We start from the raw sequence: 18,555 nt of genomic DNA, 5'->3' as shown, positions 1-18,555 counted from the left end.
CCTTCCTATTTCGTATCTAGCAAGAGGATTTTTCCTAGACAAGTAGGAAATCGAGCATCAAATAGGAAATATCCTATCGGGTGAGTCGCCCGGTTTTTGAAGCGCAATCGGGAGGAACAGATGGAGCGCAGCCTGTTGCAACGGATCGAGGCTTTTCTGAAGGAATCAGCGATGCCGCCAAGCGTGTTCGGCCGCGCCGCAGTGCGCGATCCGCGCTTCGTCAGTGACCTGCGCGGCGGTCGCGAGCCCGGACGCGAGATAATATGCCGTGCGGAACATTTCATGAACAAATGGCACGCCGCTCGCCGCATCGGGGATAGCGTACCATTGGGCGACCGCAGAACCCGCGAATTCTGGCGTGTCGAAGCAGGAGTTGAGGAATGATGCGCTGGTCCCCCGCCCTCCCGCCGCGGCCCGGCTGTCCGCATCGACGGCTCCGTCACCTGCTGACGCACGCATTGCCGCGCGGCCTCACTCCCCGAGCGTCGACCTTCCGCCCCTGGGCGAGCGCGAGCTTTGTCGGGGCGCGCCACATTTTTCCCTGCGCGCTGGCGGCTGGAGACGTCGAGGCGACGCGACGCGCGCTACAGGAACAGCTCGGTGCGGCCGAATGGAAGCTGCCCGGGCATATCGTTGCCGATGTGGCGGTGGAATGCGGAACCGATCCGCAGACGTTGCGGGTCGAGATATTGACGGTCGAAGACTAGCCGACCGACTGGCGCGTCATGCGCTGCAGGGTGGAGAGTGCAGCTTCGAGCGCGAAGTCTACCTCCGGATCGTCCTCGGTCGCAACGCCTGTCGTCGCCGGGATCGCTGCCTTTGCGACCGCGTCTTGGCGGCGGCGCGCCAGTCCGGCTTCGAGGCGGGCAACCATGGCGCCGAGCGATTTGTCGGCAGGGTCGAGCGGCGGCGGCGGTGACGTCATCTCGGCGGGCTGCAGCCAGGGCGCATCGGCACCGAGATCGTCTTCGGGCGCAAGATCGGCGAGCATAAGCTCGGTTTCGTCGTCGACCTCGACCGCTGCTCCGCCAAGCCAGGAATCGAATTCGGCGGGTTCGTAAACGCTCCCCGTCCCCACCGCGCCCAGCCCGCCCGCCGGCAGATCGCGACCCGCGCGGATCGGCGGCCGCGGGGGATCGTCGGGATGCAGGTCTACGCGGCGGCGCGTCAGGACGGGCTCGTCATCGTCCGCCTGTTCGACAGCGCGCCGGAAAGGGTTGCGCAGCGACGTCAGGCCGGCGGCCTCGGGCCGAGCGATCAGCAGTGCGACGAGCCCGGCGATCGCGGCGGCGACCGCCGACATGCCGAGCGCGAGCGCGAGCCGTCCGCCATTGCCGATCGGCGGGACGAACAGATCCGAGAGGCGGTCGAGGTAGAGATTCCAGCTGATCGCCGCGACCCACGAAAAAGGCATCAGCGCCGCGAACAGGAAAGTCAGCGCCGCCGCGCCGATCACCGCGGGGATCGCAGGCTGCAGCGCGCGCAGCAACGCGGTCGCAATGGCCCTCGTCCGGTTCTCGCTGGTTTCTTCCATATCGTTCCAAATCCATCGGCCCGCGGGGCCATCCTGTCGTTGCACCGAACGGCCGCCTCAGGCGCCACGCAGCAATCGCTGGTAAACGGGCTCGTAACGTAAAATGTTTGACGACCAGTTACGATGACTTTCGACAAAAATACGTGCGGTTCGCCGGCGTTCGGGCCACATCGCCCGACTTTCCAGCAAGCCGGCGAGCGCGTCGGCAATCGCGACCGGGTCGTCGGGCGCGAAAAGCGTCCCCGTCGCACCGTGCTCGATCAGCTCGCGGTGACCCCCGACGTCCGATGCGGCGACGAGCTTGCCCTGCGCCATCGCCTCAAGTGGCTTCAGGGGCGTGACAAGATCGGTCAGCCGCATCTTCTTGCGCGGATAGGCGAGAATATCGATCAAGGAATAATAAAGCTCGACCTGCGTGTGCGGAACGCGGCCGACGAAATGTATCTGCGCCGCAGCGGGCGATGCCGCGGCCTGGGCCCTCAGCGCCGATTCCTTCGGCCCGCCCCCGACGAGCAGGAGCCGCGCCCTGGGCTGCCTGGCGACCAGCGCGGGCATCGCGGTGATCAGGTCGTCGATTCCCTCATAATCATAGAAGCTGCCGATATAGCCGATCACGACATCGCCGGCGGCTAGGCCAAGATTGTCCGCCAGCCTATCGTCGCGCGGCGGCGGATCTCCGAACAGGTCGAGATCGACACCGTTGGGCGATACGGTGATTTTGGCGGGATCGATCCCGCGCGCGATCAGGTCGCCGCGCAGACCTTCACAGATCACCGCTACGGCGTCCGCCGATTTGACCGCGTGTGTTTCAAGCTTCTTGGTCATCCGGTAACGCAAGCTGCCCTCGCGCCCCGTGCCATTTCCGACCGCTGCATCCTCCCAGAAGGCGCGGATTTCATAGATGACCGGGATGCCGAGCGCCTTGCCTACGCGCAGCGCCGCCAAGCCATCGAGCACAGGTGAATGGGCGTGGAGAACGTCGGGCTTCCATTCCTTCGCCAGCGCCTCGACGCGCTTCGCCAGCGCCCGGATTTCGCGCCATTCGCGAAGCGGCGACCGCGCCGGCGCGATCGGCGATGTGCGGTAAAAGGTCAGTCCGTCGACCGTCTCGACGTCGGGGCCGGGCTCGGGATGGCGCACGCCGGTGACCCCCGCCACCTGCCAACCCTTCAAGGCTTGCGCCTTCATCAGCGCGCGGGTGCGAAAGGTGTAGCCGCTGTGCGCGGGCAAGCTATGATCGAGGACGTGCAATATTCGGGTCATCGTGCAGGGCCTTTGGCAGACAAGGCTTAACGCGGCGTCAACCCCAATAGCCTAGGCAACATCTTATATGGTCGACAATTTTTCCATTGGCCTGACGCACGTCCTGATGGCGATCGCGTTATGGCGCCTGCTCTATCGTGACGATCTCGACCGCGAGGTGAGCCCGCGCATGCTGTGGCAACAGCGCCGCGACGCCGAACGTGCCGCCGAGGAAGCGCGCACCGATGCGTGACATCGCCTTTGTCGCCTTTCTTTTCGCTTTCATCGGGGTCGGCTTTCGCAAGCCGTTCCTGTTTGTGCTGTGCTTTTGCTACATCGACATCGTCGCGCCGCAACGCCTCAGCTATTTCCTCATCAACTCGATCCCGATCTCGCTGATCGTCTTCGGGCTGGCGATCGTCGGCTGGCTCGCGGTCGACGACAAGAAGGACACGCGATGGTCGGGGCGCCAATTCCTGCTGGTCGCTTTGCTCCTCTATTGCTGGATGACAACGATCCAGGCCGACTTCCCGGTCGAGGCCGCCGACAAATGGAGCTGGGTGTGGAAAGCGCTCGTCTGGGCGATTTTCCTGCCACTCACGCTCAGGACCAAGCTGCGGATCGAATCGCTGGTCCTGATCATGCTGCTGTCGGCAGCGGCGATCGCGATCGCCGGCGGGATCAAGACCGCGGCGGGCGGCGGCGGTTATGGCTCGCTGCAACTGCTGCTCAACGAAAATTACGGCCTTTACGAAGGCTCGATCATGTCGGCGGTGGGCATTTCGATCATCCCGCTGATCCTCTGGTATCGCAAGCATGGCACGATCTTTCCTCCCGATTGGCGCGTCTCGCTCTTCTGCTTCGCGCTCGTCTTCGCCTGCGCGCTGCTCCCCATCGGCACGCAGGCGCGCACCGGTCTCGTTTGCCTCGTCATCCTCGCGATCATGTCGCTGCGCGCGGTGAAGCACCGTTTCCTCTACATGGCGGGCGCGGGGCTGCTGGCCCTCGCGACCATCCCCTTCCTGCCGCAAAGCTTTACCGAGCGGATGGAAACGATCCGCGACCATAAATCCGACCAGTCGGCCTCGACGCGCGTCGCGGTGTGGGCGTGGACATGGGAATATGCGAAGGAAAATCCGTTCGGCGGTGGTTTCGAAGCCTATATCCAGAACCGCGTCCGCGTCGAAAAGGCGGCGAGCGCCTATGATCCCGACGCGCCGCAAAATGCCGAACCCACGGTCTATGAGGAACATTCACGCGCCTATCATTCGAGCTATTTCGAGATGCTCGGCGAGCAGGGCTATCCGGGGCTCGCGCTGTGGCTGTTGCTCCATGCGGTCGGGCTGCTCAGGATGGAGCAGCTCCGTCGCCGCTATCTCAAGACGCGGCGCGCCGAGGAACAATGGATCGCGCCGCTCGCGACCGCGCTCCAGCACGGCCATATCACTTATATGGTCGGGTCGCTGTTCGTCGGAATCGCTTTCCAGCCCTTTATCTACATGATGCTCGCGCTCGAAATGGGGCTCACGACCTATGTCCGCCGGCGCGAACAGGAAGCGGGGTGGCGCCCGCTGACCGCGCGCCCGGCGCAGGTTCCGGCCCGGCATCCGGTGATCAACCCCGGCTGATCCCGGAACCAATTGGCGGACCGGGGCGCTATTGCGCCATGTCCGCCTCGCGCCTTGTCCATGTCGACGACAGCCTGCCCGGCATCAGCCGCGAGCGTTCGGGCGTCGGCTGGCGATACCGCGACGCCAAGGGAAAGATCATCCGCGACCGCGAGGAAATCGAGCGCCTTAACGCGATCGCGCTACCCCCCGCCTATGAGGATGCGTGGTTCTGTCCCGCGCCGAACGGCCATATCCTCGCGACCGGCTACGACGCGCGCGGACGCAAGCAATATCGTTACCATCCCGAATTCCGAATGGCGCGCGATGCCGACAAATATGATCGCTGCGCCGCTTTTGGGCACGCGCTGCCGCTCCTCCGCGCACGCCTCGCCGACGATCTTGCCCGCCGGACGCTCTGTTCGGAACGCGTGGTAGCGGCGGTGGTGCGGCTGCTCGATCTCGCCGCGCTGCGCATCGGAAACGAGCAATATGTCGCCGCGAACAAGAGCTTTGGCGCAACGACGCTGCGCCAGCGCCATGCAAAGGCGTCGGGCCGGACGCTGCGCCTGCAATATGTCGCCAAGGGTGGCGCGAAACGTGACGTGACGATCAGCGACCGCAGCCTTTCGACCCTCGTTCGCCGGCTACAGGACCTGCCCGGACAGAAGCTTTTCCAGTATGAGGATCCGGACGGCCTCTGTGCGGTCGGGTCGGACGATGTGAACGCCTATATCCGCGAGGCGATGGGCGACGAATTCAGCGCCAAGCATTTCCGCACCTGGTCGGCCAGCGTCGAGGCTTTCGCCTTCCTTTACGACGCGCCCGAACCGCCGACGCTGAAGGCGATGCTCGAACATGTCGCCGACCGGCTCGGCAACACGCCAGCCATCGCGCGCAAAGCCTATGTCCACCCGGCGATGATCGCGGCGGCGCAGGATCGCGACGATTTTGCCGCAACCATCGGCAACCTGCCGCGCGCAACACGCTATCTTTCGCGTTACGAACGCGGCTTTTTAGCCTATCTGGAGCAGGCGCCCGCGGCCGCGGTGCTGCTCCAATCCGCCTGATCCGATTCAAGAGGGCCTGACGTGAATTTTCCCTTGCTTGCCACCGCGACATCCGCCGCCCCGAAAGCCGCGCCCGCAAGAACCCCGGCAACCAACCCGATCGAAGACCTGCAGCGCTCTTGGGACATGAGCATCGCGTGGGTGAACAGCCACTGGCTGCAGATCGGCATCGCAATCGGCGCCGGCCTCCTCATTTTCTTCGTCCTGTCGATGCTGCGCCGCTTCGCGCTGAAGCATGCACAGTCGGCCGAAGGCGAGATGACGCTGACCCACATCGCCGGGCGTGTGATCCACAAGACCAAATCACTTGTGCTCGCAATCATCGCAATTCGCCTTGTCGCGGGTTATGCGCAGCCGCCGGCGGTGATCATGCAAATGATCCATTTCGCCTTCACCGTGGCCGTGGTGCTGCAGGTCGCGATCTGGGCGCGCGAGATCGTGCTCGGGCTGATCCAGCGCCGTGCAGCCGAAGGGCATAACGAAACGCTCAGCAATGCGATGGGCATCATCCGCCTGCTGATCAGCGTCGCGCTGTTCGCGATCGCGGCGATCGTGATCCTCGACAATATGGGAGTCAACGTCACCGGCCTGATCGCCGGTCTCGGAATCGGCGGCATCGCGATCGGCCTCGCGGCGCAGGGCATATTTTCCGATCTCTTCGCCTCGCTCTCGATCATATTCGATCGGCCCTTCCGCGTCGGCGAAACCATCAAATACGATATGAGCACGGCGACGGTCGAACGCATCGGGCTCAAGAGCACCCGCCTCCGCTCGGTCAACGGCGAGTTGCTCGTCGTTTCGAACACCAATCTTCTGGCCAAGGAGATCACCAATTTCGCGCATCTCCACCGCCGCCGCGTTACCTTCATGATCGGGGTCATCTATCAGACAACCCCAGCGATGCTGCGCGAGCTGCCCGCGCTGCTCGAGGAACAGGTCAAGGCGGCAGGGCAGGAGTTCATCCGTTCGAGCTTTGTCTCGTTCGGCCCATCGAGCCTCGATTTCGAGCTGCTCTTTGACGTTTTCAGCGACGATTATGACGTCGTGACCGCGGCGCGCACCGATGTCGCGATCCGTCTGTTCGAGGCGATGGCGGGCGCCGGTTACGAATTTGCCTATCCCACGCAGACGACCTTTACCGCGGCGCCCGACGGGACGATGATTCTTCCCTATGCCGAAAGCGTCACGATGAAGACGCCCAAGCCTGCCAAGAGCTGACGCTACGGCGACGCGGCTGCGGGGCTTGGCCCTTGTGCAACGCCGCAAGAGAGGCCTAGAACGCGCCCCGAACCAGCAATTGAGGGGATGATCAAATGGCCTCCATCACACCGCAGGATCTGCAAGCCAGGGTTGGTGAGCATCTCGGCACGTCCGAATGGGTGCTCGTCGACCAGGATATGATCGACAAGTTCGCCGACGCGACGGGCGACCACCAGTTCATCCATATCGACGAGGAAAAGGCGAAGCTCACGCCCTTCGGCGGCACGATCGCGCACGGCTTCCTGACGCTGTCGCTGATCCCGATGCTGGGGGCTCGCACCGACGGGCCAAAGATCGAAGGCGTCAAGATGGGCGTGAACTATGGCGGCAACAAGGTCCGGTTCCTCGCCCCTGTCCGCTCGGGCAAGCGCGTGCGCAGCCATGTGAAGCTCCTCGAACTCGAAGAAAAGCGCCCCGGCCAGTGGCAACAGACCAACGAAGTGACGATCGAGATCGAAGGCGAGGAAAAGCCCGCGTTGATCACCGAATGGATCAGCCAGTTTTTCGTTTAAAGCACAGGTATTTCTGGCCGCCCTCCCCCGTTAAGATAACCGGAATCAGAAAGAAGGACCCCTATCATGCGTGACGCCGTCATCGTTTCCACCGCCCGCACCCCGCTGACCAAGGCGGCACGCGGCTCGTTCAACAACACGCTGGCCCCGACGCTGGGCGCCCATGCGGTCCGCGCCGCGGTCGAGCGCGCCGGCATCGAAGGCGGCGAAATTGACGACGTCGTCTTCGGCGCCGCGATGCAGCAGGGCTCGCAAACGATGAACGTCGCGCGCCTGATCGCGCTGCGCTCCGGCCTGCCCGTCACCGTCCCCGGCATGTCGATCGACCGCCAATGCTCGTCGGGCCTGATGACGATCGCGACCGCCGCGAAGCAGATCATCGTCGACCGCCAGGACATCGCGGTCGCCGGCGGCATCGAGTCGATCTCGAAGGTCAGCGGCAGCGGCAAGGTGTTCATCGAGACCGACGCCGAGCTGATCGCGATGCACAAGGACACCTATATGCCGATGATCGGCACTGCCGAGGTCGTCGCGAAGCGCTATAACATCAGCCGCGAAGTTCAGGACGAATATTCGCTCCAGTCGCAGCAGCGCACCGCCGCCGCGCAGGCAGCGGGCAAATATGACGACGAGATCGTGGCCTGCAAGGCGACGATGGCGGTGATGGACAAGGAAACCAAGGAAGTCAGCTTCAAGGAGGTCGTCGCCGACAAGGACGAATGCAACCGTCCCGACACGACGCTCGAAGGGCTCGCCAGCCTGAAGCCGGTAATGGGCGAAGGCCACACGATCACCGCGGGCAACGCCAGCCAGCTCGCCGACGGCGCGTCGGCATGCGTCGTGATGGAAGCCAAGGTCGCCGAGAAGAAGGGCCTCCAACCGCTTGGCCGTTATGTCGGCATGGCAGTCGCGGGCACCGAACCCGACGAAATGGGCATCGGTCCCGTCTTTGCGATCCCCAAGCTGCTCGAACGCTTCGAGCTCAAGATGGACGACATCGGCCTGTGGGAACTCAACGAGGCCTTTGCGGTGCAGGTTCTCTACTGCCGCGACAAGCTCGGCATCCCGAACGAATTGCTCAACGTCAACGGCGGCTCGATCTCGATCGGCCACCCCTTCGGCATGACCGGCGCGCGCTGCGTCGGCCACGCGCTGATCGAAGGCAAGCGCCGCGGCGTCAAATATGCCGTCGTCACCATGTGCATCGGCGGCGGCCAGGGCGCAGCGGGCCTGTTCGAGGTCTTCTGATTTGCGCCTGAGTGCTCCGCGTATCGAGCCGGTCGATTTGGGCCGGCTCGATGCCGACCAGCGCGCCGCGCTCGAACCCTTCCTTGCTTCCGATGGGGGCAAGGTCGGGGGCGGCAAGATCCTCAACATCTTCCGCACCCTTGCTCATGCGCCCAAGGCGCTGACCGCCTTCCTCGGCTGGGGCAATTATATCCTGTCGCGACGCAACGCGCTGAGCCCGCGCGACCGCGAACTCGTCATCCTGCGCACGGGTTACAACTGCCGCTCGGGTTATGAGTGGACGCAGCACAAGCGCATCGGGCTCGACTGTGGCCTCTCCGAAGACGATATCGCGCGCATCAAGGCCGGTCCCGATGCGGAGGGCTGGAGCGACCTCGACCGCGCCATGCTCCGCGCGACCGACGAGCTGGCCACCGACCATTTCGTGACCGACGCCACATGGGCCGCGCTCGCGCCGCTCGGCGACAAGGGTCGCATGGACCTCGTGATGACCGTCGGCCAGTACACGCAAGTCTCGATGATATTGAACAGCTTCGGCATCCAGGTCGAGGACGGCTGGGACGTCGACCCCGATCTGAAGGCCTGAACAGGGAGAATGACATGAGTGCCATCGGTGTGATCGCCACGCTGCGCGTGCAGTCGGGCAAGGAAGACGAGTTCGAGGGTGTGTTTGCCGAACTCGCCGCTGCGGTGAACGCGAACGAAACGGGCAACAGCTATTACCGCCTGTTCCGGACGGGCGAAACCGGCATCTACAAGGTCCTCGAATGCTATGACAATCAGGCGGCGCTCGACGCGCATCGCGCGTCGGACCATTTCCGCTCGATCGGCGCGCGCCTCGGCCCTTGCCTCGCGGGAGCCCCCGAGATCGAGACGCTAAGCGCGGCCTGAGCGGCTGGTTTCGACCGGAGGTTGCCGATAGAGATCTGTGCCCCGGCGAAAGCCGGGGTCCAGAAAGATGACGCTAACCCGGCATATTTCCGCACTGGGCCCCGGCTTTCGCCGAGGTGCATAAGGGTCAGCTCACCACCCCAAAGCCGATGCCCGTCAACCGATCTCGGCAATCTCGCCTGCCCTGTCGCCGATCAGGTACCGCGGCCCTGCTCCGCGTTGCGCCGCCTTGTCCTCGCGGTTGTAGAGCCCGCATTTCTTGAGCGACAGGCAACCGCAGCCGATGCACTGGTCGAGCAGTTCGCGGGTGCGCGTGAGCGCCGCGAGCTGCGCGTCGATCCGCGCGCGCAGACCGGTGCTGATCCGCGTCCAGTCGGCGCCATTGGGAGTCCGCCCCGCAGGCAGCTGCGCCAGTTCATCGCCGATCTCCTCAAGGCTCAGCCCCATCTGCTGTGCGATCAAGATAAAGGAAACGCGACGGATATCGGCACGCAGGAAGCGACGCTGCCCGCCGGCGGTACGCAACGCCTCGATCAGCCCCTTCGCTTCGTAAAACCGGATCGCCGACACCGCGACACCGGTGCGGGCGGCCAGTTCGCCGATCGCGATCAGGTCGGTCCGGTGCATCGGGACTCCTTCGTCTTTGAGCTTGATCTAAACCTCACTTGAGCTTCTATAAAGTGTCGCGTCAACCCGAATCAGGAGCCTGCACGTGACGCACCCTTTCATCGAACATGTGAATCTCACCGTCAGCGATCCTGACCGCACTGCCGGAATCCTCTCGGCGATCTTCGGCTGGCACGAACGCTGGCGCGGCCCTGCACGCGATGGTGGCCGGACGATCCACCTCGGCAGCGATGCCGCCTATATCGCTCTTTACACCGGTCCCGAGGGCGAGCACGCCGATACACGCTATCCGAAGGGCGAGCCGCTCAACCATGTCGGTGTGCAGGTCGACGATCTCGACACGATCGAGATGCGCGTGAAGGCGGTCGGACTCACACCATTCAACCACGGCGCTTACGAACCCGGCCGCCGCTTCTATTTTTTCGATCCCGACGGCATCGAATATGAAGTCGTCAGCTATGCGGAGCCAAGGCTGGGCTGAACCGGGCAACATGCGAGGGGCTGGTGCGTTGGTGGATCATCACCGCAATCAAAGGAGTCTCCGATGAGCGACGACATCAAAAAGCAGTTCTGGAAGGCGCTTGCCGACAGCCCCTATGTCATGCTGGGCGCGACCGGCGAGCGCGAACATCATATCCCGATGAACGCGCAGCTCGACAAGGATGCGAACGGCGCCTTCTGGTTCTTCACCGCGACGGATAACCGGTTGGCGGCTGGCGGACCCGCAATGGCGCAATTCGCGTCGAAGGGCCACGACCTCTTTGCCTGCATTTCCGGCACGCTGGTGCATGAAAGCGACCGCGCCGTGCTCGACAAGCTATGGAATAACGGCATCGCCGCCTGGTATCCGGGCGGCAAGGACGATCCGAAGCTTGTCTTGTTGCGTTTCGACCTGGATGATGCCGAGATCTGGACCGCCGATCCTGGCATCAAGGGCATGTTCAAGCTGGCGACGGGCCTGACGATGAAGGAGGGCGACCTCGGCAAACATGCCGAAGTGGCGCTCTAGATCCCGATCCGCCCCTCGCGAAATTCGAAACCGTCCTCGCGGTCGCGCGCCAATAATGCGGGACCGTCGAGATCGACCCAGCGCGCGCGCTGAGCCAATATGAAGGCGGGCGCGATGGCAAGGCTGGTCGAGAGCATGCAGCCTATCATGATCGACAGCCCCGCCGCGTCGGCGGCGTCGGCGATCTTGAGCGCCTCGGTAAGCCCGCCCGCCTTGTCGAGCTTGATATTCACCCCGTCGTAAAAGGGGCCGATGCGCGCGACATCGGCCGCCGTCTGGCAGCTTTCGTCGGCGATAAAGGGGATCGGCGCATAGATGGGATCGAGCAGCGCGTCGGCGCCCACCGGCACCGGCTGCTCGATCATCTCGACCCCCATGTCGGCGAGCGCCTCGGCCTCGCTCAATATGTCGATCTCACCCCAACTTTCATTGGCATCGACGATCAGCCGCGCATCGGGCGCGCCCTTGCGGACCCCGGCGACGCGCAAGCGATCATCCTCGCCGGTTAGCTTGATCTTCAGCAGGCGGTATCCGTCAGCCGCCGCGGTAGCCGCCTGCTCCGCCATCGCGCCGGGCGTACCGAGCGAGACCGTATAGGCTGTGACCCGCGATGTCGGGGCGCCGTCGCAGCCGACAACCTGCCAGAGCCGGAGGCCACGTTGGCGTGCTTCGAGATCCCATAGCGCGCAATCGAGGGCGTTGCGCGCCGCGCCCGGCGCCATCAACTCCTGCACAGCGGCGCGCGCCTCGGCGGTGTCCATCTCCCCGATATGCGGCGCGGCGAGCAGTATCTGGTCGCGGCACCGCGCCGCATCCTCGCCGAGATAATAGACAGGCGTACCCTCGCCGCGCCCGATCGCGCCTTGTCCCTCGATTTCGGCGACGACGACATCGATATGCGTCTTGGCGCCGCGACTGATGACGAACTCGCCTGCGACCGGCCAGCGTTCGACACGCGCGCTTTTCAGTTGGATAGCCATGCAGGAAGGCTAGTGTAGATCACTATGACCGGCAAATCCCTTTCCGAACGCATCGGCGACTTCGGCCACCGCCTTGCGGTCGAGGCCCACGCCGCGTGGCTCGCCGCGCGCGATCCGCGCGTGCCATGGTTCGCGCGCATCCTCGCGGTCGCGGTCGCCGCCTATGCGCTGTCGCCGATCGACCTGATCCCCGACTTCATTCCGGTGCTTGGCTGGATCGACGACCTTGTCATCGTCCCGCTCGGCCTGCTCGTAGTCCGGCGGTCGATCCCGGCGCCGCTATGGACCGAACTCCACGCCGCCGCCGAAACCGCAAGCGAACGCCCGTCGAGCCGGGTCGGGATGGCCTTCATACTGCTGCTGTGGGCGGGGCTTCTCTATATCGTTTACTGGAGCGTTCGGACCTCGCCGTGGCACTAGGCGCCGTTGCTGCGTATCCACTTCTCGACCACTGGCGCGATCTCCTCGCGCCATTTGCGACCGTTGAAGATGCCGTAGTGGCCGACGCCTTTCGCCATCAGATATTTTTTCTTGTCCGCAGGCAAGGCTCTGGCGATCGTCAGCGCCGCCTTCGTCTGGCCGATTCCTGAAATATCGTCGCGCTCGCCCTCGATCGCGAGAATCGCGATATCCTCGATCGCGCCGACGTCGACCGGCTGGCCGCGATGCGTCATTTCGCCCTTGGGCAGCAGGTGACGCTGGAACACGACGTCGACGGTCTGCAGGTAAAATTCGGCGCTCATGTCGCACACTGCGCGATATTCGTCGTAAAATTCCTTGGTCTTGTCCGCGCTCTCCCCGTCGCCGTCGACCAGGTGCCTGAACATCTCCCAATGGCTCATCATGTGATTGCCGAGGTTCATCGACATGAATCCGGCCAGTTGCAGGAAGCCCGGATAGACGCGGCGGCCGGCGCCCGGATAATAGGCCGGCACCGTCGCGATCACATTTTCCTGGAACCACGCATAGGGCCGGGTGGTCGCATGTTCGTTGACCGCGGTCGGTGCCTTGCGCGTATCGATCGGCCCACCCATCATCGTCAGCGTCTTCGGTCGGCATTTATGCTTGTTTGCCGCCATGATCGCCGCGGCGGCGAGACTCGGCACCGAGGGCTGGCACACGGCCAGCACATGCGCGCCCGGCCCGATATGCTCGAGCCAGGCAATCAGATAGTCGATATAATCGTCGAGATCGAACTTCCCGGCCTCTAGCGGCACATTCCGCGCATCGCGCCAGTCGGTGATCCACACGTCGTGCCCGGGCAGCATCCGCTCGACGGTCCCGCGGAGCAATGTTGCATAGTGGCCCGACATCGGCGCAACGATCAACAGCTTGGGTGCGTCTTGCGCGCCCTTATGCTTGAAATGCTTGAGCTGCCCGAAAGGCTTGCGCGCCTCGATGGCCTCGGTCACACGCACCGTCTCGCCATCGACCATCGTGTCGTAAAGCTCGAACCCCGGCTTGCCACGCGGCGCGGCCGCATGCGCGAAGACTTCGAGCGCCGAGGCGAACATCGGGCTACCGCTGAAATAGCCGAGCGGATTCGCCGGATGCTGCATCACCTGCGCGCCAGCGGTCGCAAGCGCGCTTGCGCCCGCGAGCCAGTTTTTATGTAGGTCAAAGGCGTGGTACAGCATCGATCAACATTCCTTGCGTCCATATGGGCGCTCTTGCGGCGCCCTGACGCTTCGCAGTCTAGGCAATCACTGCCGTTGTGCAACGCATCATTTTCGCGATTCTTCATACCCTTTGAAGCAAAAGCGCCATTCTGCGTCGTTGAGCACCGTCCGCGCCGCTGCTAGGGGCAGTGCAATGGCCAGCCAACCCGATCTTTCCGCCGCGAAAGCTTCCGCCGAACCTCGCCGCAAGCTCGGCAGCCTCCGGATGGTGTGGCATCACGCCAGCCGCTATCCGCTGCAATTGATCGTCGCCGCGATCGCGCTCGGGATCGCTGCACTCGCCACGCTGGCGATTCCGTATCAATTCAAGGCAATGATCGACAGCGGCTTCATCGCCGGCGGCGGCGATGTCGCGCCGCATTTCAGGCTCTTTTACGCGATCGTCGTCGCGCTCGCTTTGGCCACCGCACTGCGATTCTATTTCGTCAGCTGGCTCGGCGAGCGCACCGTCGCTGACATCCGTCAGGCGGTGCAACGCAACCTGCTCCGCCTCGCACCCGGCTTCTTCGAGGAAAACCGCCCTTCAGAAATCGCTTCGCGCATGACATCGGATACCGCGATTATCGAACAGGTGGTCGGCACCACCGTTTCCGTCGCGCTGCGCAACATGGTGATGGGAATCGGCGGCATCATCTATCTCTTCAGCCTGTCGCCAAAGCTCACTGCCGGCATCCTCCTCGGCATCCCGGTCATCATCCTCCCGATCGTGCTGCTCGGCCGGCGGCTTCAGAATGTCTCGAGGACCAGCCAGGACCGCGTCGCCGATATCGGCGCGACCACGGCCGAGCAGATGAGCGCGATGAAAATAGTCCAGGCGTTCGGCCAGGAAGCGCGCGAAGCCGACCGCTTCGCCGCGGCTGTCGAGGCCAATTTCGCGACCGCGAAGCGACGCATTCGTCTGCGCGCGATCATCACCGCCACGGTGATCGGCCTCCTGTTCGGCGCGATCACCACCCTGCTCTGGTACGGCGCCGAAGGCGTCGCGCAGGGCACGATCACCGGCGGCACGATCGCCGCCTTCGTCCTTACCGGCGGGCTTGTCGCGGGAGCGTTCGGAGCGCTCACCGAAGTCTATGGCGATCTGCTCCGCGCCGCGGGCGCCGCCGAGCGGCTCAGCGAGTTGCTGAACGCCGAAGCGACGATCGCTCCGCCCACGCACCCGCAGCCTTTCCCCTCGCCGCCGAGCGGCACGCTCGAATTCGCAAAGGTCGAATTTCACTACCCGACGCGTCCCGACGCCCCGGCCCTCCATGATTTCAGCCTCGCGATCCGCCCGCGCGAGACGGTCGCCATCGTCGGCCCCTCGGGCGCCGGCAAGTCGACGCTATTCCAGCTCGCCGAGCGCTTCTACGATCCGCAGGCGGGGCAGATCCTGCTCGACGGCGTGCCGCTCACCGAAGCCGATCCCGCCGACATCCGCGCGCGTATCGCGATGGTGCCACAGGAAACGGTGATTTTTGCGGCCTCGGCGCGCGACAATCTGCGCTACGGCAATTGGGAGGCGAGCGACGAGCAGCTTTGGGACGCTGCGCGCGCCGCCAATGCCGAAGAATTTCTCCGTAAATTGCCGCAGGGCCTCGACACCTTCATGGGCGAAGGCGGCGCGCGCCTCTCGGGCGGCCAGCGCCAGCGCGTCGCGATCGCGCGCGCACTCCTGCGCTGCGCACCGCTGCTACTGCTCGACGAAGCAACCTCCGCGCTCGACGCTGAATCCGAAAAGCTCGTGCAGGATGCCCTCGAAACGTTGATGACAGACCGAACGACGATCGTGATCGCACACCGCCTTGCGACCGTGCGCGCCGCCGATCGCATCATCGTGATGGACGACGGACGCATCGTCGAAGAGGGTCGCCACGACGAGCTCGTCGTCGCCGACGGCCTCTATGCCCGCCTCGCGCGACTCCAGTTCCAGGACAATCTCGCCGCGGCCTGACAAAGCTGAAGGAAAATGACGATGCTCTACGACTTGACCGTACCGGCCTACCAAAATGCCCTGAAGGCTCTGTCGGGCGAGTTGGCGAAAGCAAGCGCATGGGGCGCGGATAATGGCATCGGCGAGCTCCAGTTCGCGGTCGCGCGGCTAGCCCCCGACATGTTCCCGCTCGCCTCGCAGGTCCGCTTCACATGCCTCCAGGCATTGCAGCCCCTAAGCCGGCTCGGGGGCATCGCGATCCCGGAGCTTCCCGAGGATGCGACCGACTTCGCCGGAATGCAGGAGCAGATCGCCGCCACGCTGGCCGTCCTTGAAGACGTCGATTGCGCCGCGCTCGGCGACGACATGGAGCGGGCGGTCAGCTTTGACTTACCGAACGGCATGATCTTCGACCTCAGCGCCGCAGACTATGTCCGCGACTGGGCACAGCCGCAATTCTACTTCCACCGCGTCGCCGCCTATGCCGTGTTGCGCCATATGGGCGTCCCGCTCGGCAAGGCCGATTATGTCGCCTATATGATGCGCCATCTCCGCCCAGGAACGGCACCCGCCTGAGCGGCGACGGGGCCGCCGGACCTCATATCAGTCCGGCGTAATTCTGGATGCCCGGAAAGGCGAGCTTGGAGCCGCCATTGCGCCGGATCGCGCCGATCGCCTCGTCGACACGAAGATAACGCGCCCGCGCATCGGGCTCGAGCAGGATCGCCGCCGGCTCGACGCGCTCTGACGCCTGCTTAACGAGGACACCCAACTCGGCGAGGTCGATTGCTTCGTCGTTCCAGCGGATCACGTCGCTCGTATCGATCGTCACGCGATTTTGGTCGAGTATCTTTCCGCGGACCTCGCCGATCGGAAGCGTCACATCGACGCTGTGCGTCGGCGGCGGAATGGTGATGATGAACATCACCAGCATCACCAACATCACGTCGATCAGCGGCGTGGTGTTGATGTCGGGATCGCCATTGGGATCGGCGCGAAAAATGCTGCGATGAAACATGCTACGACGTTTGCGCATTGTCTCTCTCCCGCTTGGGGAATGAGCGCCGCAATCAACGGACGCCCCGCCCCCGTATCAGGAACGCGAGATCATCTCGCGCCCATAGCGTAATGGTATATCATAATGAAGATCAGACAAGAAGATTCGGGGAAAAGGCACCGGACGACTGCGTCCGCACAAATCGCGCACAAAGAAAGGGCGGCACCTTTCGGTACCGCCCCTCTTTGTCTTCCAGTCCCCGTCGGGGATGGAAACCGGTCTTACATGCCCGAGTTCGGACCGTAAGTGATTTCCACGCGACGGTTCTGGTCGTTGCGGACGCCGTCGGCGGTCGCAACGGCCGGGCGGGTTTCGCCGAAGCCCTGCGCGCTGATCGAGCCATCCGAGATGCCACGAGCGGTCAGGTAGCTGCGAACCGCGTCGTTGCGGCGATTCGACAGGCCAACGTTGTACGTCGCCGAGCCCGAACGGTCTGCGTGACCTGCGAGCATGACCTGCGTGCCCGTGCAACCACGGTTGTAGGCGCTGATCGCGTTGTCGAGCGTCGAAGCCGCTTCCGGCGTGATGTTCGACTGATCCCAGTCGAAATACACGATGTACGGCCCAGGTGCGCATTCCACGACCGGCGGCGGCGGCGGAGGCGGCGGGGGCGGCGGAGGCGGCGGGGGCGGCGGCGGGGGAGCCGGTTCGACCGGTTCCGGAGCGCCACCGAAGTTGAACGTCAGCGTCCCGAGGATCGAGTGCGAACGGAAGCGCGTCGAAACGTCGCGACCGGCCTGGTCGACCAGATCGAGATTGTCGGCGTTGAAGAAACGATACTTCAGGCCAACGTCGATGTTGTCGCTGAGCGGAGCGCGAACGCCCGCAATCGCCTGCCACGCAAAGCCCGTGTCCGAATCGTCGAGGAACGGACCCGCGAAAACGGGTTCGACCGAAACGCGTGCGACACCGGCACCACCGCCGACAAAGCCCTGAAGGCCGTCGTCGTCGCCGAAGTCGAGCAGGCCGTTGACCATGAAGCTCAGCGCGTTCGAATCGCCATTCAGGGCGGTCGAACCGGTGAAGCTACCCGCACCACCCGGCAGGCTGGGAATGCCCGGGGTCGTGAAGCGGCCGGACTTGATGTCGGCTTCACGGAAACCGACTTCGACTTCCGCGCGGAAACCGCCGAAATCGTAACCGACGGTGCCTTCGACATCGTAGCCAGCACGATGATCGAGCGTACCGGCGTTGTTGAAGGTGCCGATATCGAGGTCCAGGTCCTCGACGAGCATTGCGCCGGCACCAACACCAACGTACCAAGAGTTGTCGCGCGCCAGAACCGGCGACGCCAGGGTGGTGGAGGCCAACGCCACAGCGACGGCAAGCTTCCTCATAGTAATTCCCCTTTCAATTTGAGATATACGTCTCGGCAGACGTCCTACTCGCCGCTTTGGTTCCGTGCAAGTGAACAAATCGTCAATCTGTTGCCAAAAAGTCGCACTTTTTTTGTCAACGCACAGAAATTCAGCCTGAAATCAGAATACCCTGCGCGGCGAGTTGCGCGATCAGCGCCGCAATCGCGCCGCGCGCTTCGGAATCGATCACAGCCCCTCCTGCAGGCGGGGCGATCGTCGACGGCTCGACCCACGTCCCACCCTCGAAGCGAAGCCGCGCTCCATCGGCCAGGCGCATGACATGGGTCCCTTCGCGGGGTACCGCAAATCGCCAGCCGCCCGACGTTTGTACTGCAATTGCATCGCCATGTCCGGCCCAGGCGCCGGTCGGCGCGGAGCCGACGATCCAGCATTGGCCCGGCGCGGAGCTGGAAGGCGGCTCCGCCAGCGGTCCCGCCTCGATCGCAGCGTGGACGAGCGCGTCGAGCAGGGTCAGCGCTTCATTGTGCGTCACCTCCTTCTGGGCCTGCGCGACGGCAAGTAGCGGTAATGCAAAGCGCGACGTGGTTGGCGTGTCGGTCATGATCCAT

The 18,555-nt window shown here is 64.0% G+C and carries 23 protein-coding genes; 15 read left to right on the top strand and 8 right to left on the bottom strand.

Going from position 1 to position 18,555, the window contains the following annotated elements; all coding sequences use genetic code 11:
* Nucleotides 1-120: 120 nt before the first annotated feature.
* Nucleotides 121-384 (top strand): hypothetical protein, encoded by a 264-nt coding sequence (locus tag HDC29_RS03720; RefSeq protein WP_179493434.1) that lies wholly within the window; start codon nt 121-123, stop codon nt 382-384.
* On the top strand, nt 381-707 hold the full coding sequence (locus tag HDC29_RS03715; protein WP_257018018.1) for a hypothetical protein: 327 nt from the start codon (nt 381-383) through the stop codon (nt 705-707). The genes HDC29_RS03720 and HDC29_RS03715 overlap by 4 nt, the downstream gene beginning before the upstream one ends.
* On the opposite strand, the gene HDC29_RS03710 is transcribed toward HDC29_RS03715, so the two are convergent.
* Nucleotides 704-1,534 (bottom strand): hypothetical protein, encoded by an 831-nt coding sequence (locus HDC29_RS03710; RefSeq protein ID WP_179494502.1) that lies wholly within the window; start codon nt 1,532-1,534, stop codon nt 704-706. The two genes, HDC29_RS03715 and HDC29_RS03710, sit on opposite strands and share 4 nt — an antisense overlap.
* A 57-nt stretch (nt 1,535-1,591) precedes the next feature.
* Nucleotides 1,592-2,797: a TIGR04063 family PEP-CTERM/XrtA system glycosyltransferase gene (locus HDC29_RS03705; RefSeq protein ID WP_179494500.1), complete on the bottom strand. Its 1,206-nt coding sequence runs from the start codon at nt 2,795-2,797 to the stop codon at nt 1,592-1,594.
* A 67-nt stretch (nt 2,798-2,864) separates the two neighbouring features.
* Between HDC29_RS03705 and HDC29_RS03700 the strand changes: the two genes are divergently transcribed.
* The 8 genes from HDC29_RS03700 to HDC29_RS03665 all read left to right on the top strand — a co-directional run bounded on the left by HDC29_RS03700 (nt 2,865) and on the right by HDC29_RS03665 (nt 9,364).
* Complete coding sequence (locus HDC29_RS03700; protein ID WP_179494498.1) at nt 2,865-3,029, top strand: hypothetical protein; 165 nt, start codon at nt 2,865-2,867, stop codon at nt 3,027-3,029.
* The gene (locus HDC29_RS03695) at nt 3,022-4,404 is read left to right on the top strand and encodes a putative O-glycosylation ligase, exosortase A system-associated (protein ID WP_179494496.1); all 1,383 of its coding nucleotides are present in this window, start codon (nt 3,022-3,024) and stop codon (nt 4,402-4,404) included. Before HDC29_RS03700 ends, HDC29_RS03695 begins: the two co-directional genes overlap by 8 nt.
* Before the next feature lie 38 nt (nt 4,405-4,442).
* Nucleotides 4,443-5,453 (top strand): DNA topoisomerase IB, encoded by a 1,011-nt coding sequence (locus tag HDC29_RS03690; RefSeq protein WP_179494494.1) that lies wholly within the window; start codon nt 4,443-4,445, stop codon nt 5,451-5,453.
* 126 nt (nt 5,454-5,579) lie between these two features.
* A complete protein-coding gene (locus HDC29_RS03685; protein ID WP_257018191.1) occupies nt 5,580-6,671 on the top strand; it encodes a mechanosensitive ion channel family protein in 1,092 nt (363 codons plus the stop codon).
* Between the two features lie 95 nt (nt 6,672-6,766).
* Nucleotides 6,767-7,225 (top strand): MaoC family dehydratase, encoded by a 459-nt coding sequence (locus tag HDC29_RS03680; RefSeq protein WP_179494490.1) that lies wholly within the window; start codon nt 6,767-6,769, stop codon nt 7,223-7,225.
* A 66-nt stretch (nt 7,226-7,291) separates the two neighbouring features.
* A complete protein-coding gene (locus tag HDC29_RS03675) occupies nt 7,292-8,473 on the top strand; it encodes an acetyl-CoA C-acyltransferase (RefSeq protein ID WP_179494488.1) in 1,182 nt (393 codons plus the stop codon).
* Between the two features lies 1 nt (nt 8,474).
* Nucleotides 8,475-9,059, top strand: a complete 585-nt coding sequence (locus tag HDC29_RS03670; protein WP_179494486.1) for a carboxymuconolactone decarboxylase family protein — start codon at nt 8,475-8,477, stop codon at nt 9,057-9,059.
* Between the two features lie 14 nt (nt 9,060-9,073).
* On the top strand, nt 9,074-9,364 hold the full coding sequence (locus tag HDC29_RS03665; RefSeq protein ID WP_179494484.1) for a putative quinol monooxygenase: 291 nt from the start codon (nt 9,074-9,076) through the stop codon (nt 9,362-9,364).
* A gap of 156 nt (nt 9,365-9,520) precedes the next feature.
* Here HDC29_RS03665 and soxR read toward each other — a convergent pair whose 3' ends face one another.
* Entirely contained in the window at nt 9,521-9,991 is a 471-nt protein-coding gene (soxR, locus tag HDC29_RS03660; RefSeq protein ID WP_179494482.1) for a redox-sensitive transcriptional activator SoxR, read from the bottom strand.
* 85 nt (nt 9,992-10,076) lie between these two features.
* Here soxR and HDC29_RS03655 point away from each other — a divergent pair, with 85 nt between their 5' ends.
* Nucleotides 10,077-10,472, top strand: coding sequence for a VOC family protein (locus HDC29_RS03655; protein ID WP_179494480.1), 396 nt, complete (start codon nt 10,077-10,079; stop codon nt 10,470-10,472).
* 63 nt (nt 10,473-10,535) lie between these two features.
* Nucleotides 10,536-11,000, top strand: a complete 465-nt coding sequence (locus tag HDC29_RS03650) for a pyridoxamine 5'-phosphate oxidase family protein (protein WP_179494478.1) — start codon at nt 10,536-10,538, stop codon at nt 10,998-11,000.
* On the opposite strand, the gene HDC29_RS03645 is transcribed toward HDC29_RS03650, so the two are convergent.
* Nucleotides 10,997-11,980, bottom strand: a complete 984-nt coding sequence (locus HDC29_RS03645) for a dipeptide epimerase (protein WP_179494476.1) — start codon at nt 11,978-11,980, stop codon at nt 10,997-10,999. The genes HDC29_RS03650 and HDC29_RS03645 overlap by 4 nt on opposite strands.
* A gap of 24 nt (nt 11,981-12,004) precedes the next feature.
* Between HDC29_RS03645 and HDC29_RS03640 the strand changes: the two genes are divergently transcribed.
* Complete coding sequence (locus HDC29_RS03640; protein ID WP_179494474.1) at nt 12,005-12,400, top strand: YkvA family protein; 396 nt, start codon at nt 12,005-12,007, stop codon at nt 12,398-12,400.
* Here HDC29_RS03640 and HDC29_RS03635 read toward each other — a convergent pair.
* Nucleotides 12,397-13,617, bottom strand: a complete 1,221-nt coding sequence (locus HDC29_RS03635) for a polyhydroxyalkanoate depolymerase (RefSeq protein WP_179494472.1) — start codon at nt 13,615-13,617, stop codon at nt 12,397-12,399. The two genes, HDC29_RS03640 and HDC29_RS03635, sit on opposite strands and share 4 nt — an antisense overlap.
* Nucleotides 13,618-13,792: 175 nt before the next feature.
* Between HDC29_RS03635 and HDC29_RS03630 the strand changes: the two genes are divergently transcribed.
* Both HDC29_RS03630 and HDC29_RS03625 read left to right on the top strand, forming a co-directional pair.
* Nucleotides 13,793-15,592, top strand: a complete 1,800-nt coding sequence (locus tag HDC29_RS03630; protein ID WP_179494470.1) for an ABC transporter transmembrane domain-containing protein — start codon at nt 13,793-13,795, stop codon at nt 15,590-15,592.
* A gap of 21 nt (nt 15,593-15,613) precedes the next feature.
* On the top strand, nt 15,614-16,147 hold the full coding sequence (locus HDC29_RS03625) for a DUF1993 domain-containing protein (protein ID WP_306455559.1): 534 nt from the start codon (nt 15,614-15,616) through the stop codon (nt 16,145-16,147).
* A gap of 22 nt (nt 16,148-16,169) precedes the next feature.
* Here the strand turns inward: HDC29_RS03625 and HDC29_RS03620 are convergent, their stop codons facing one another.
* From HDC29_RS03620 to HDC29_RS03610, 3 genes are all read right to left on the bottom strand, one after another.
* Nucleotides 16,170-16,607, bottom strand: coding sequence for a biopolymer transporter ExbD (locus HDC29_RS03620; protein WP_179494459.1), 438 nt, complete (start codon nt 16,605-16,607; stop codon nt 16,170-16,172).
* A 242-nt stretch (nt 16,608-16,849) separates the two neighbouring features.
* The gene (locus HDC29_RS03615) at nt 16,850-17,965 is read right to left on the bottom strand and encodes an OmpA family protein (RefSeq protein ID WP_179494456.1); all 1,116 of its coding nucleotides are present in this window, start codon (nt 17,963-17,965) and stop codon (nt 16,850-16,852) included.
* 130 nt (nt 17,966-18,095) lie between these two features.
* Entirely contained in the window at nt 18,096-18,548 is a 453-nt protein-coding gene (locus tag HDC29_RS03610) for a DUF2793 domain-containing protein (RefSeq protein WP_179494454.1), read from the bottom strand.
* Nucleotides 18,549-18,555 lie beyond the last annotated feature (7 nt).

Origin of the sequence: Sphingopyxis sp. JAI108 (assembly GCF_013410105.1) — a bacterium.
GTDB classification, from domain to species: Bacteria; Pseudomonadota; Alphaproteobacteria; order Sphingomonadales; family Sphingomonadaceae; genus Sphingopyxis; species Sphingopyxis chilensis.
The sequence above is the reverse complement of the archived record's forward strand: the minus strand, read 5'-3'. Positions and strand labels throughout refer to the sequence as shown.